The organism is Novosphingobium sp. GW835-FHT14H07 (genome assembly GCF_058793515.1).
In genome coordinates, this window is record NZ_JBXAFX010000014.1 from 28,446 (window position 1) to 40,767 (window position 12,322).

Below are 12,322 nucleotides of genomic sequence, written 5' to 3' on the forward strand. Positions count from 1 at the left end.
CTGCATGTCGAACTGTTGCCAAAGCAAAAGGGCCCCGGCGCGAACCGGAGCCCTTTGCTGTTTCCATAAAGGAACCGGCGCTTATGCCCAGTTCTTCATTTCGGCTTCGAGGTTCTCGACGATGGCTTCGAAGAACTTCTCGGTGGTCATCCAGGCCTGATCCGGGCCGATCAGCAGGGCGAGGTCCTTGGTCATCTTGCCGCTTTCGACGGTTTCGATGCAGACGCGCTCGAGCGTTTCGGCGAACTTCACGACTTCCGGGGTCTCGTCGAACTTGCCGCGGTACATCAGACCGCGGGTCCACGCGAAGATCGAGGCGATCGGGTTGGTCGAGGTCTGCTTGCCCTGCTGGTGCTGGCGGTAGTGACGGGTCACGGTGCCGTGGGCAGCTTCGGCTTCGATGGTCTTGCCGTCGGGCGACATGAGGACCGAGGTCATCAGGCCGAGCGAGCCGAAGCCCTGCGCAACCGTGTCGGACTGCACGTCACCGTCGTAGTTCTTGCAGGCCCAGACGAACTTGCCCGACCACTTGAGCGCCGAGGCGACCATGTCGTCGATCAGGCGGTGTTCGTAGCTGATGCCGGCGGCGGCGAACTTTTCCTTGAAGCCTTCGGTGTCGAACACTTCCTGGAACAGATCCTTGAAGCGGCCGTCGTAGGCCTTGAGGATGGTGTTCTTGGTCGACAGGTAGACCGGCCAGCCCAGCGACAAGCCATAGTTGAACGACGCGCGGGCGAAGTCGCGGATCGAATCGTCGAGGTTGTACATCGCCATGGCGACGCCACCCGAGGGGTAGTTGAACACTTCGCGGTCGATCGTCTCACCGTTGTCGCCTTCCCAGACGAGACGCAGCTTGCCGGGGCCGGGGACGACGAAGTCGGTGGCGCGGTACTGGTCGCCGAAGGCGTGACGGCCGACGACGATCGGGTCGGTCCAGCCCGGGACGAGGCGGGGCACGTTCTGGATCACGATCGGTTCGCGGAAGACCACGCCGCCGAGGATGTTGCGGATCGTGCCGTTGGGTGACTTCCACATCGACTTGAGGTTGAATTCCTCGACGCGCTGCTCGTCAGGCGTAATCGTGGCGCACTTCACGCCGACGCCGTACTGCTTGATTGCATTGGCGGAATCGATGGTGATCTGGTCGTCCGTCTCGTCGCGCTTCTGGACCGAGAGGTCGTAGTACTTGAGGTCGATGTCGAGGTAGGGGAGGATCAGGCGCTCGCGGATCCATTCCCAGATGATCCGGGTCATTTCATCGCCGTCGAGTTCGACGACCGGGTTCTTCACCTTGATCTTCGCCATGTCCGTCCTGTCTTTCAAGCTGGGGAGAGAAATTGCGCCTTCCCTTAGCAGAGGCTTGCCGGTGCGCAAGGCAGTGGGGCGATTCGCGCAATTTTTGCAGGCTTTGCGCTGGACATCGGCGCATGGGCAATGCAGATATTTAAGTGACCGGTTAAAGCCGGGTGCAAGTCCTTTTGGAGAGATGCGATGAGCGAGGCGGAAGTCCTTACCCAAGTCGATGGCAACGTGCTGATCGTCACGATCAACCGGCCCGATGCAAAGAATGCCATGAACAAGGCTGCGGCCGAGGGCATTTCGGCAGCGATGGACCGGCTGGATGCCGAGGCCGACCTGCGCTGTGCGATCCTCACCGGGGCTGGCGGCACGTTCTGTTCAGGGATGGATCTCAAGGGCTTCCTGCGCGGGGAGTCGCCCTCGATTCCCGGGCGCGGTTTTGGCGGCCTGTCGGAATGGACGCCGAAGAAGCCGATCATCGCTGCGGTCGATGGCTATGCCTTGGCGGGCGGCATGGAACTGGCGCTGTCGTGCGACCTGATCGTGGCGAGCGCTTCATCCAAGTTCGGCATTCCCGAAGCCAAGCGCGGACTTGCCGCTGCTGCCGGTGGCCTGATCAAGCTGCCGCGCCAGATCCCGCCGCGCATCGCCATGGAACTGGCGCTGACCGGCGACTTCATCACCGCCCAGCGCGCTTATGAGCTCGGCTTCATCAACCAGATCGTCGAGGGCCCGTCGCTGGAAGCAGCAAAGGCTCTGGCAGCGAAGGTCGCCGAGAACGGTCCGCTTGCGCTGATCGCGTCGAAGGGCATCATCCGCGATTCGCACGAGTGGACCGAGGCGGAAATGTGGAAGAAGCAGCAGGCCTATATCGCGCCGGTATTCACGTCGAGCGACGCACGCGAAGGCGCCGCCGCCTTTGCCGAGAAGCGCAAGCCGAACTGGCAGGGCAAGTAAGATCGCCAGGGCGGGGGCGCTGGTCGCTCCCGCCACTTTGCCCTGTCGATCAACAAAAGCCTGCGTCGATCAACAAAAAACCCCGCCATTGGCGGGGTTTCTTATGCGATGGTGGGCGTAGCAAGGATTGAACTTGCGACCCCTACGATGTCAACATAGTGCTCTACCACTGAGCTATACGCCCGTACCATCTGCTTGTCCCTTGGCTGGCGGAGAACCGCTGATCGCGTCGGGAAGCGCGCCATTAGCCCCCGTCCCGATTCATGGCAAGGGGGAATTTGCAGCCGGAGTTCAGCGGCTGCCCGCGAACTGCGCATCCTCGAACACGCGCTCGACTTCCAGCACCAGATCCTTGAGGTGGAACGGCTTTGACAGAACCCGGGCCTGGGGTGCCTCACGATTTGCCTTGAGCGTCACGGCAGCGAAGCCGGTGATGAACATGACCTTGGTGCTGGGACTGATCTCGCTGCAGCGTTGCGCCAATTCGATTCCATCCATTTCCGGCATCACGATGTCAGACAGGAGGAGGTCGAAATGTTCGGATTCGAGCAGGGGAATTGCGGCGGTGCCCCTGTCCACGGCAGCCACGGAATAGCCGGCATTTTCCAGCGCGCGGGTCAGGTAAGTGCGCATCGCCTCTTCATCTTCGGCGAGCAGGATCCGGATCATGGCGAACCTGTTTTTTAGTGGGGCTTCAGTTCCATGGCCTATAACGCCGATGGGGTTAACAATCTCCCGCCTGAAGCTTCGCGCAAACCGCTTTTTGCCCGCAACCCGACATGTGGTCCAATCGTTGTCGGACCTTGCTTTGACTTGCGTGCGAATCGGTTGCACCTTTGCGGGATGCAGCATGAGTGTGAGCACCAGGGCGATTCGGCTTCGGTCCATGGCGGGTCGGTGCCGGGCAATCCCGGTGTGCCGGCCTACAGCCTGACGACGATCGATCCTTCGCCGATCCCCGTGGTGATTGCCGTCCCGCACGCAGGAAGGGCCTATGCCAAGTCGCTGCTGGACCGGATGCGTCATCCCGCATTCGCAGCGCCCCGGCTTGAGGATCGCTACGCCGATCTCTTGGGGCAGGCGGTTTCTCGCCGGACCGGCGCGGCGCTGCTCATCGCCCATGCGCCGCGGGCCATGCTCGATCTCAACCGTGCCAGCGATGATGTCGACTGGGAGATGGTCGGTGGTCCACCGGCCGATGCTTCGGCCGCGCCCAGCGGTTTTGGCAGGCGCGCACGAAGCGGGCTGGGGCTGGTGCCGCGTCGTCTGCCGGGCCTTGGAGAGCTGTGGAAGCGCAGGCTCGACCACAGCGAGCTGGCAGAGCGGATTGCAGCGGTGCATCAGCCTTATCACATGGCGCTCGCCAGCACGCTCGAAACGATTCGGGACCGTTGGGGCGCTGCCCTGCTGATCGACCTTCATTCGATGCCACCGCTGGCGGCGCGTTCACCCGGAGAGCGTGCGCCGGAATTCGTCGTGGGCGATCGGTTCGGCGCTTCGTGCGATGGGGGGGTGGTGGCTTCTGCGTTCGGCTTCTTCACCGAAGCTGCGCGACGGGTGTCGCACAACCGGCCTTATGCCGGGGGCTACGTGCTGGAGCGACACGCAAGGCGTGCCGAAGGGCTACACTGCATGCAGCTCGAGATAGACCGCACTTGCTACCTCGATGCACGCATGGCCGAACCCGGCCCCGGCTTCGATGCCACGATCGAGCTGTTGGTGGGCCTGGTGCGCCGACTCGCGGTCGATGTGGCGGACCTTGGCCGCGCATCCGATTGCGGACGCTGGCGCGCTGCTGCCGAGTAGATGCGCGCTTTATGGGCAAGCGCGCGGGCAGACTTGCGCAAACTCATGTAACCCAAGAAAAAACCACCTGGAGCAAGCTCCAGGTGGCCAAGGTTCAGGGAGGAGGTGCACGTGAGTGCACCAGTTACGCTGGGCCATGAGGGGAGCCGCAACGCAACAATCACAAGATAGGTGAGGGGATTTGCCCCTGCAAGGCCTTTCGAGGGATTTTTGCAACACCCCAAGAAAAAACGCGATGAACCGAATGGTTCACCGCGCTTTTCTGTTGACCTGTGGCTCGATCGCTCAAGCCCGATGTCAAATCGTGTCCGGCTTATTCAGCCGGAACCTGGATCGCCGGGATCGGACCCTTGCCCAGTTGAACCTGTGCGCCGAAGATCTGGCTGATCAGTTCGAGCGAGAACAGGTGGGCATAAAGCAGCGGCAGCAGGCCGCTCTGCGCCCAGCCACGCAGCACGTCACCGCGCACATCGCGCAGCTTTTCCTGATTGACCATCTGGAAGCCGCGATAGACGAACGGCTGGTCATTGCCCTGCTGCTGGATGGCGACTTCGCCCTCCATGAGCAGGTCGTGCTTCTTCAGCTCGTCGATGAAGGCCTGCGTGCGCTGGCCGGCCTGTTCGAACTGTTCGCAGAAGCCGAGTGCAGCCTGGGTCGCTTCAGAAGGCTGGCCGTCGGTGAAGAGCTCCTGCCCTTCCACCGAATCGCCGAGCAGGTTTGCCGAAGGGTCGAAGCACAGCGAAAGTTCTTCGCTATTGGGGTTCAGCTTGGCGAGCAGGAACGGGTAGCGGCGGACATAGGCCGGAATGTAGATCGGCTGGGTGACCTTGCCTTCTTCATCGACAAAGACGTTCACGCCTTCGTTCAGCCCCATCAGCGCCAGCGGAACCGGGTTGTCACCCGATGCAAAGATGATCGGGTAATGGCGTGCTGCCTGGGGAAATTCCTCAGCCGTCAGGGGGATGGCGTGCTGTCCGATCAGCCAGGGAGCTGCATCCGCGTTCTTCGCCTTCCACGTTGCATGGTCCCGGCTGTTGAGCGGCATCAGGTCGTTGTAGAACATCGGCAGGTTCGCTTGCGGCGCGCTGGCCATTTTGCATCTCTCCAAGAATCAAAACATTCGCGCGGGCAAAACTCACTCTGGCCGCGGCTTAGCGGGAACGCCGGTTCTTAGGGGCTGCCAGAAGGCCGCGCAAGCCGCGTCAGACAAGCTTTCCGGGGTTTAGCAGGCCGTCCGGGTCCAGTGCCTGCTTGATGGCGCGCATCGTGGCAAGCACCGCGGGATCGGAAAGGCGGGCCAGTTCGTCACGTTTCAGCCTGCCGATTCCGTGTTCGGCAGAGATCGAGCCTCCCCACGCAACCACCATGTCGTGGACCTGTGCACTGATCGCCTTGCCGTCGCCTGCTTCCCACGATGCCCGGTCGCTGACCGGCGGCGCGATGACGTGGAAGTGGACGTTGCCGTCACCGAGATGCCCGAAACAGACCGCGCGGGTGCCCGGCCAATCGGCTTCGAGGCGCGGGACGGCGGCCTCGACAAAGGCGGGCATCTTTTCGACCGGCACGGAAATGTCGTGCTGCATCGCCGGGCCAAGCGCGCGTTCGGCTGGCGAGATGGTCTCGCGGATCAACCACATGCGCTCGGCCTGGTCTTCGCTGGCGGCGATCGTGGCGTCAGCGATGAGATCGCGTTCGAACGCCGTGGCAAGGATGCGCTCGGCCAGTTCGGGCAATCTCGCGGCGGTGTCCTCGTCGCCCGCGACCAGTTCGATCAGGGCATGCCAGGCATGAGGCTCCGTCAGCGGTGCGCGCGTTCCGGGAGTGTAGGCCTGAACCGCCTCGAGGCTGTGCTGGGGCAGGACCTCGAAGCCTTCCAGCAGCCCCGGCGCCATGTCCTCTGCCAGAAGCAGGAGGCTGCGCGCATCGTGGAGTGAGGTCGTGCCGGCCCACATCACCGTCCTGCCGGCAATGGCGGGAGCGAGCCGCAAGGTCGCAGCGGTGACGATGCCCAGCGTTCCTTCCGAACCGATCAGCACCTGCTTGAGATCGAAACCCCGGTTGTCCTTCTTGAGCGGGGTCAACAGGTCGAGCACGCTGCCATCGGCCATGACAGCTTCGACCCCCAGCACCAGCGCTCGCATCGAGCCATGGCGCAAGACTTGCGTACCACCGGCGTTGGTCGATACCAGGCCGCCGATCGTGGCCGAGCCCTTGCCGCCAAGCGTGAGGGGGAAGCGCAGGCCCTCTTTCTCCGCCGCCTCGTGCAGGACCTGCAGGATGACGCCTGCCTCGCACGAGGCCGAACGCGCCGCGGTATCGAGCGCGGTGATCCGGTTCATGCGGCGCAAGGAGAGGATGATCTCGCGCCCGCTTTCGAATGGTGTCGCGCCACCCGACATGCCGCTGTTGCCGCCCTGAGGCACGATCTGCACGCCATGCCTGGCGCACAGCTTCACCAGGGCGGCGACCTCGGCGGTATTGGCTGGCGAAGCGATTGCCCGCGCCGCGCCGGTGTAGCGGCCGCGCCAATCGGTCAGCCATGGGGCCATGTCATCGGGATCGGTAGTCAGACCCTTTGGCCCGAGCAGACGGGCCGCTTCTGCAAGAAACGTTTCGCTCATCACGGCATCGGCTATTGCCACCCCGCAGGAAGGGCAATTCATTTTTCATTGCTGACAGGTTAAGCAACCGTTCAACCCCGGAGGCTAGGGGTGTCAGGAGCGGTTGGAGCGGGGTCAGGGCCGCTTGGCCGTAGAGGGGACGTCGAGAGTTTTTGCATCGGAATGCCCAACGTATTCAACCTATTGGCCTCATTGGGCATGCTGCTGGCCGTACCGGTTGGTACACCCGTGGCGATACCCGATAGCGATACGCAATGGGCGACTGCTTCCATTCCGGCAGGATCGCCCCTCATTGTCGACGACTTCGGGGCGAGCGCTTTCAACAGCTTCATTGCCGACGGCTTGGGCGACCAGTCCTGGAATCAGGTGCGCATCGAGCAGCGCATGATCATCCGTATTGCACCGCGCCTGCCCGGCCAGATGTACACGCCGATGCCGGCCGCGCCTCAGCCGCCGCGTTTTTATGAGCGCAAGACCAGCAAGTGCCTGCCGATCACCAGCATTGCGGGCGTGCAGATCGAATCGCAGGATCGCCTCCTGCTTGTCACGCGCGGGCGGAAGCTGATCGGTGCCAGTCTCGACAAATCCTGCCGCGCTCGCGACTTCTATTCGGGCTTCTATGTCGAGAGGAACGAGGACGGGCAGCTCTGTGCCGGCCGGGATACGATCCATTCACGGGCCGGAGCGAACTGTGCAATTACCAAGATGCGCGAACTCGTGCTGGAAGATGACTGACCGTCCCGTCTCGTCGCGGAATTCTTGACTTTTCGGGCCATATCGTCTTAGCGCGCAGACAGTGCTGGCGGCGTTTTGCGATGCAGGCTGTCCAGCGGGCACAATTGCGTTCGTGCCGTCTCTAGTTCTCGGAAAATTGCCTGCATGAAGTTTGCCGATCTCGGCCTCTCGGATGAATTGCTCCAGTCGGTGCTCGATGCCGGCTATGATGAGCCCACTCCGATCCAGGCGCAGGCAATTCCCGCTGTCCTGATGATGAAGGACATCATCGGCATCGCCCAGACCGGCACCGGCAAGACTGCCGGGTTCGTGCTGCCGATGATCGACATTCTGGCGCACGGCCGCCGCCGTGCGCTGATGCCGCGCTCGCTGATTCTCGAACCGACGCGCGAACTCGCCGCGCAGGTGGCCGAGAACTTCGAGAAGTACGGCAAGAACCACGACCTGAAGATGGCGCTGCTGATCGGTGGCGTGCAGATGGGTGACCAGGTCAAGGCGCTGCAGGACGGCGTCGACGTGCTGATCGCCACGCCTGGCCGCCTGATGGACCTGTTCGAACGCGGCAAGATCCTGCTCACCGGCTGCGATCTGCTCGTGATCGATGAGGCTGACCGCATGCTCGACATGGGCTTCATCCCCGATATCGAGAACATCTGCACCAAGCTGCCGACCCAGCGCCAGACGCTGCTGTTCTCGGCAACGATGCCGCCGCCGATCAAGAAGCTGGCCGACAAGTTCCTGTCGAACCCCAAGATGATCGAAGTGGCGCGACCGGCGTCGACCAATACCAGCATCGCCCAGTTCAAGGTGAAGTGCACCACGCGCCAGAAGCGCGAAGTGCTGCGCCAGCTGCTGCGGACCGACAATGTCACCACGGCAATCGTCTTCGCCAACCGCAAGACGACCGTGCGCGAACTGGCCAAGTCGCTGCAGCGCCACGGCTTTGCCGCAGGGGAAATCCACGGCGACATGGACCAGAGCGCGCGCAACGCCGAGCTGCAGAAGTTCAAGGACGGCGACATCTCGATCCTCTGCGCCTCCGACGTCGCCGCACGCGGGCTTGATGTGAAGGGCGTGAGCCACGTCTTCAACTTCGACACGCCCTGGCACCCGGACGACTACGTCCACCGTATCGGCCGCACCGGTCGCGGCGGGGCGACGGGACGCGCCTTCACGCTGGTGGCGTCGGAAGATGCCGAGGCGATCGACAATGTCGAGAAGCTGCAGGGGACCAAGATCCCCGAGTTCAAGCTCGAGATCGCCGAGAAGGAAGAGCGCAAACCCCGCGAGACCGAGCGCCGCGAGGAAGAGCCGAAGCGCGAAAGCCGCCGCGAACGTCCCGCCCGCGAGGAACGCAAGCCCCGCGCCGAACGCGAACCGCGTGCAGAAGCCCGCCAGGAACGCGCTCCACGGCGCGAACAGCCCAGCTACCGCGACCACTCCGAACCGCCGTCAAAGCCGGGTGAGTGGAACGGACCGATTCCGGAATTTCTGGCGGTTTCGGCGCTTTAATCAGGCGACACGAACGGATGTTGGGCGATTGAGACAGGACGCCCCCTGATGAAGTCGTCGGCCCGGACTTGATCCGGGCCTTGGCTTTTCTCTTCGGACGCTGCGCCGGAAGAATAGCCCAACCCCGTGTCAAGCACGGGGTGACGGGAGGTAGATCAGGGCAAGCTTATCGGAAGGCGGCAAATGGGCAAAACCGGTCATTGCCAAACGCAATTTTAGTTCGCGTTAAGGCACATAAACGAAGTGCACTTTGAAATCGAAACCGCCAGATCGCTCGAAAATGTGAACATGCAAAACTAGATCACTACATCCCTCCTCGACGGTGAATAAGTCCACCAGCACCTCCCAGTAATCCAGTTGCCACTGGCAGACCGAGGTTGCCCAGGTTGCGTCCGGGAGCGAAGTTAACGTGAATCCATAGTGTTTGATATTTCGGGCAATTGCAGAAGCTGCGTCATCGTCTTGCGGTGCGACATCGGCGACACCAAACAGGTTGAAGTTGCCATCTTTCAGCGCCTCCGCGATGTCCCGAAGCTTACTCCTCCATAATGACGGGACAGGATGTTCCCGCTCTTCGTCCTTCAGAATTGGAACTGGTCCACTCACAAGCCTGCGCTCCGAAACGGGCAATCGTTGCCGGTAGACAGGAAGTTTTGCCTTATTCCAGACTCGCGGAAACTGGGCGTATTAGATCGTTAAACAATAGCAACCGACAAAGCCAACGCTCTCAAGCCACCTTAACAAAGCTATCAATCACCCGCTTGCGCCCCGCGCTTTCGAAGTCGATCTCCAGCTTGTTGCCTTCCTGCTCGGCCACGGTGCCGTAGCCGAACTTTTCGTGGAAGACGCGCGCGCCGACGGCGATGTCGCCGCGCGGCTTGGCGGCGAAGCTGGCGGCGCTGCGGGTGGGTTCGGCGATGCGGCGGGGGGCGGGGTTGAAGGTCTGGGCGGCGGCGCGTTGCCAACCTGGGCCGCGCGAGGCGGCGCGGCTGGCACTGGCCTGAGCGACGTGGGCGAAGGGGTCTTCGCGCTCGCTCCAGTTGGCGCGCCACATCGATGCGCCGCCCGAGAGGGTGGTTTCCTCCTCGATGTGCTCGGCGGGCAGTTCACCGATGAAGCGCGAGGGGATCGAGCTGGTCCACTGGCCGTAGATCTGGCGATTGGCGGCGTGGAGGATGGTGCAGCGCCTGCGGGCGCGGGTGATCGCGACGTAGGCAAGGCGGCGTTCCTCCTCGAGGCTGGCAAGGCCGCCTTCGTCGAGCGAACGCTGCGAGGGGAACACGCCTTCTTCCCAGCCCGGCAGGAACACGTTGTCGAATTCGAGGCCCTTGGCGGCGTGGATGGTCATGATCGTGACCTTGTCCTCGTCGGCGGTGTTCTCGTTGTCCATGACGAGGCTGACGTGTTCGAGGAAGTCGCCCAGCGTCTCGTATTCCTCCATCGCGCGGGCGAGTTCGGTGAGGTTTTCGAGGCGTCCGGCGGCTTCGGCAGTCTTTTCCGCCTGCAGGGCGGCGGTGTAGCCGCTTTCGTCAAGGATCGTGCGGGCGAGCTCGGCTGGCACCAACTGCTTGGCGGCATCGCGCCAGCGCGCGAAATCGCGCATCAGCGCGGCGAGGGTGTTGCGCGCGCGGGCAGGCAGTTCGTCGGTATCGAGGATTTCGACCGCCGCCATTGACAGCGGTATTCCCCGCGCTCGGGCATGGCGGTGCAGCTTTTCCAGCGTCTTGTCGCCAAGGCCGCGCTTGGGGGTGTTGTAGATCCGCTCGAACGCAAGGTCGTCCTGCGGGCTGGCGATCTGGCGCAGATAGGCCAGCGCATCGCGGATTTCGGCGCGTTCATAGAAGCGGAAGCCGCCGACGATGCGATAGCCCATGCCGATCTGGATGAAGCGGTCTTCGATGGTGCGCGTCTGGAACTGCGCGCGCACGAGGATGGCTACGCGATCGAGCGGCGCGCCCTCGCGCTCCAATCGTTCGATGTCCTCGCCGATCCGCCGCGCTTCTTCCGGAGCGTCCCACACGCCGATCACGCGCACCTTGTCGCCGCCATCGACCTCGGTCCACAGCGTCTTGCCGAGGCGTTCGGAGTTCTCCGCGATCAGGCCCGATGCCGCGCCGAGGATGTGCGGGGTGGAGCGGTAATTCTGTTCGAGGCGGATCACCTTGGCGCCCGGAAAATCCTTCTCGAACCGCAGGATATTGGCGACTTCCGCGCCGCGCCACGAATAGATCGACTGGTCGTCGTCCCCCACCACGCAGATGTTCTTGCGGTTCTGCGCGAGCAGGCGCAGCCACAGGTACTGCACCGCGTTGGTGTCTTGATACTCGTCCACCATCACGTACTTGAAGCGCTGCTGCCATGATTCCAGCACGTCCCGCTCGCGCCGGAAGATGTTGAGCATGTGCATAAGCAGGTCGCCGAAGTCGCAGGCGTTCAGCTCGCGCAAGCGGTTCTGGTAGAGCGCGTAGAAGCGCTGGCCCTTGCCATTGGCATAGGCCTCGTTCTCCAGCGCATCGAGATCGCCGGGGTTGAGGCCGCGGTTCTTCCACTTGTCGATCAGTCCGGCGAGCTGCTTGGCCGGCCAGCGCTTGTCGTCGACCCCTTCGGCCACGATCAGCTGCTTCAGGAGGCGCAACTGGTCGTCGGTGTCGATGATCGTGAAGTTGCTCTGCAGGCCGACGAGTTCGGCATGGCGGCGTAGCATCTTGGCGGCGATGGCGTGGAAAGTGCCTAGCCACGGCATCCCTTCCACCGCCGGGCCGATCAGGTTGCCGACACGCTCGCGCATCTCGCGCGCGGCCTTGTTGGTGAAGGTGACACAGAGGATCTCGCTCGGCCAGGCGAGCCGCTGGCGCAGCAGGTTGGCAAGGCGCGCGGTCAGCGCGGCGGTCTTGCCCGTGCCTGCGCCTGCCAGCATCAGCACCGGCCCTTCGGTCATCGTCACCGCCTCACGCTGGGGCGGGTTGAGGCCATCGAGCCAGCTCTGATCTTGATTCGCAATCTGGGACACTTGGGAACGGTTAGAGAACATCGGCCCGCCCGACAAGGCCGTTACGGTTCGCTCAGTCTTCGTAGTTCTCGTAATAGTCCGCGTTGTAATCGGAATGCTCGTGATAGGCGGCGGCCTTGTTGTCGCGCTCGTTATGCGCCTTGAGCTCTTCCTTCTCGTACCATTTTCCCGACCTTCTCCGACGATTTGGACACCACGACTGCAGTGCCCGCGCCGATCATCGCGCAAGACCCCAGCCAAAGCAGGCCAGGGCAGCCCAACCCCATCAGCACGTTGCGAATTACGTCAGTCACTAGGCCCCCGATGCACAATGCAACGCTGAAATAATGCAACGCAGGTTAACGGAAACCTTTTCCAGCGATCTCATCAAACGCCCGGTCCG

The 12,322-nt window shown here is 62.8% G+C and carries 10 protein-coding genes and 1 tRNA gene; 4 read left to right on the top strand and 7 right to left on the bottom strand.

The window, feature by feature from the left end:
• Positions 1–81: 81 nt before the first annotated feature.
• A complete protein-coding gene (locus AC1Q5P_RS13730) occupies positions 82–1,305 on the bottom strand; it encodes an NADP-dependent isocitrate dehydrogenase (protein ID WP_039334315.1) in 1,224 nt (407 codons plus the stop codon).
• A 186-nt stretch (positions 1,306–1,491) separates the two neighbouring features.
• Between AC1Q5P_RS13730 and AC1Q5P_RS13735 the strand changes: the two genes are divergently transcribed.
• Positions 1,492–2,256, top strand: coding sequence for a crotonase/enoyl-CoA hydratase family protein (locus tag AC1Q5P_RS13735; protein ID WP_039334313.1), 765 nt, complete (start codon positions 1,492–1,494; stop codon positions 2,254–2,256).
• 109 nt (positions 2,257–2,365) lie between these two features.
• On the opposite strand, the gene AC1Q5P_RS13740 is transcribed toward AC1Q5P_RS13735, so the two are convergent.
• Both AC1Q5P_RS13740 and cpdR read right to left on the bottom strand, forming a co-directional pair.
• A tRNA-Val gene (locus AC1Q5P_RS13740) sits at positions 2,366–2,440 on the bottom strand.
• Between the two features lie 107 nt (positions 2,441–2,547).
• Positions 2,548–2,925 carry a cell cycle two-component system response regulator CpdR gene (gene cpdR / locus AC1Q5P_RS13745; RefSeq protein ID WP_062348304.1) on the bottom strand — a complete coding sequence of 126 codons (378 nt, stop codon included), beginning with the start codon at positions 2,923–2,925 and terminating at the stop codon, positions 2,548–2,550.
• A gap of 174 nt (positions 2,926–3,099) precedes the next feature.
• Between cpdR and AC1Q5P_RS13750 the strand changes: the two genes are divergently transcribed.
• Positions 3,100–4,062, top strand: coding sequence for an N-formylglutamate amidohydrolase (locus tag AC1Q5P_RS13750; protein WP_492519221.1), 963 nt, complete (start codon positions 3,100–3,102; stop codon positions 4,060–4,062).
• A 313-nt stretch (positions 4,063–4,375) separates the two neighbouring features.
• On the opposite strand, the gene AC1Q5P_RS13755 is transcribed toward AC1Q5P_RS13750, so the two are convergent.
• Complete coding sequence (locus AC1Q5P_RS13755; protein ID WP_427463792.1) at positions 4,376–5,155, bottom strand: SapC family protein; 780 nt, start codon at positions 5,153–5,155, stop codon at positions 4,376–4,378.
• Positions 5,156–5,264: 109 nt separating this feature from the next.
• Positions 5,265–6,683, bottom strand: a complete 1,419-nt coding sequence (locus tag AC1Q5P_RS13760; protein ID WP_492519222.1) for an FAD-binding oxidoreductase — start codon at positions 6,681–6,683, stop codon at positions 5,265–5,267.
• Between the two features lie 162 nt (positions 6,684–6,845).
• Here AC1Q5P_RS13760 and AC1Q5P_RS13765 point away from each other — a divergent pair, with 162 nt between their 5' ends.
• Positions 6,846–7,418 carry a hypothetical protein gene (locus AC1Q5P_RS13765; RefSeq protein WP_156135765.1) on the top strand — a complete coding sequence of 191 codons (573 nt, stop codon included), beginning with the start codon at positions 6,846–6,848 and terminating at the stop codon, positions 7,416–7,418.
• 144 nt (positions 7,419–7,562) lie between these two features.
• Positions 7,563–8,930, top strand: a complete 1,368-nt coding sequence (locus AC1Q5P_RS13770) for a DEAD/DEAH box helicase (RefSeq protein ID WP_492476744.1) — start codon at positions 7,563–7,565, stop codon at positions 8,928–8,930.
• Between the two features lie 225 nt (positions 8,931–9,155).
• On the opposite strand, the gene AC1Q5P_RS13775 is transcribed toward AC1Q5P_RS13770, so the two are convergent.
• The gene (locus AC1Q5P_RS13775; protein ID WP_492519223.1) at positions 9,156–9,536 is read right to left on the bottom strand and encodes a DUF7668 domain-containing protein; all 381 of its coding nucleotides are present in this window, start codon (positions 9,534–9,536) and stop codon (positions 9,156–9,158) included.
• Positions 9,537–9,657: 121 nt separating this feature from the next.
• On the bottom strand, positions 9,658–11,961 hold the full coding sequence (locus AC1Q5P_RS13780; RefSeq protein ID WP_492519224.1) for an ATP-dependent helicase: 2,304 nt from the start codon (positions 11,959–11,961) through the stop codon (positions 9,658–9,660).
• Positions 11,962–12,322: the final 361 nt, after the last annotated feature.

Bases quoted from the DNA above. Each gene is read 5' to 3' on its own strand.
- AC1Q5P_RS13730 (WP_039334315.1), bottom strand. From the start codon at position 1,305: ATGGCGAAGATCAAGGTGAAGAACCCGGTCGTCGAACTCGACGGCGAT.
- AC1Q5P_RS13765 (WP_156135765.1), top strand. From the start codon at position 6,846: ATGCCCAACGTATTCAACCTATTGGCCTCATTGGGCATGCTGCTGGCC.
- AC1Q5P_RS13780 (WP_492519224.1), bottom strand. From the start codon at position 11,961: ATGTTCTCTAACCGTTCCCAAGTGTCCCAGATTGCGAATCAAGATCAG.
- cpdR (WP_062348304.1), bottom strand. From the start codon at position 2,925: ATGATCCGGATCCTGCTCGCCGAAGATGAAGAGGCGATGCGCACTTAC.
- AC1Q5P_RS13770 (WP_492476744.1), top strand. From the start codon at position 7,563: ATGAAGTTTGCCGATCTCGGCCTCTCGGATGAATTGCTCCAGTCGGTG.
- AC1Q5P_RS13760 (WP_492519222.1), bottom strand. From the start codon at position 6,683: ATGAGCGAAACGTTTCTTGCAGAAGCGGCCCGTCTGCTCGGGCCAAAG.
- AC1Q5P_RS13750 (WP_492519221.1), top strand. From the start codon at position 3,100: ATGCAGCATGAGTGTGAGCACCAGGGCGATTCGGCTTCGGTCCATGGC.
- AC1Q5P_RS13735 (WP_039334313.1), top strand. From the start codon at position 1,492: ATGAGCGAGGCGGAAGTCCTTACCCAAGTCGATGGCAACGTGCTGATC.
- AC1Q5P_RS13755 (WP_427463792.1), bottom strand. From the start codon at position 5,155: ATGGCCAGCGCGCCGCAAGCGAACCTGCCGATGTTCTACAACGACCTG.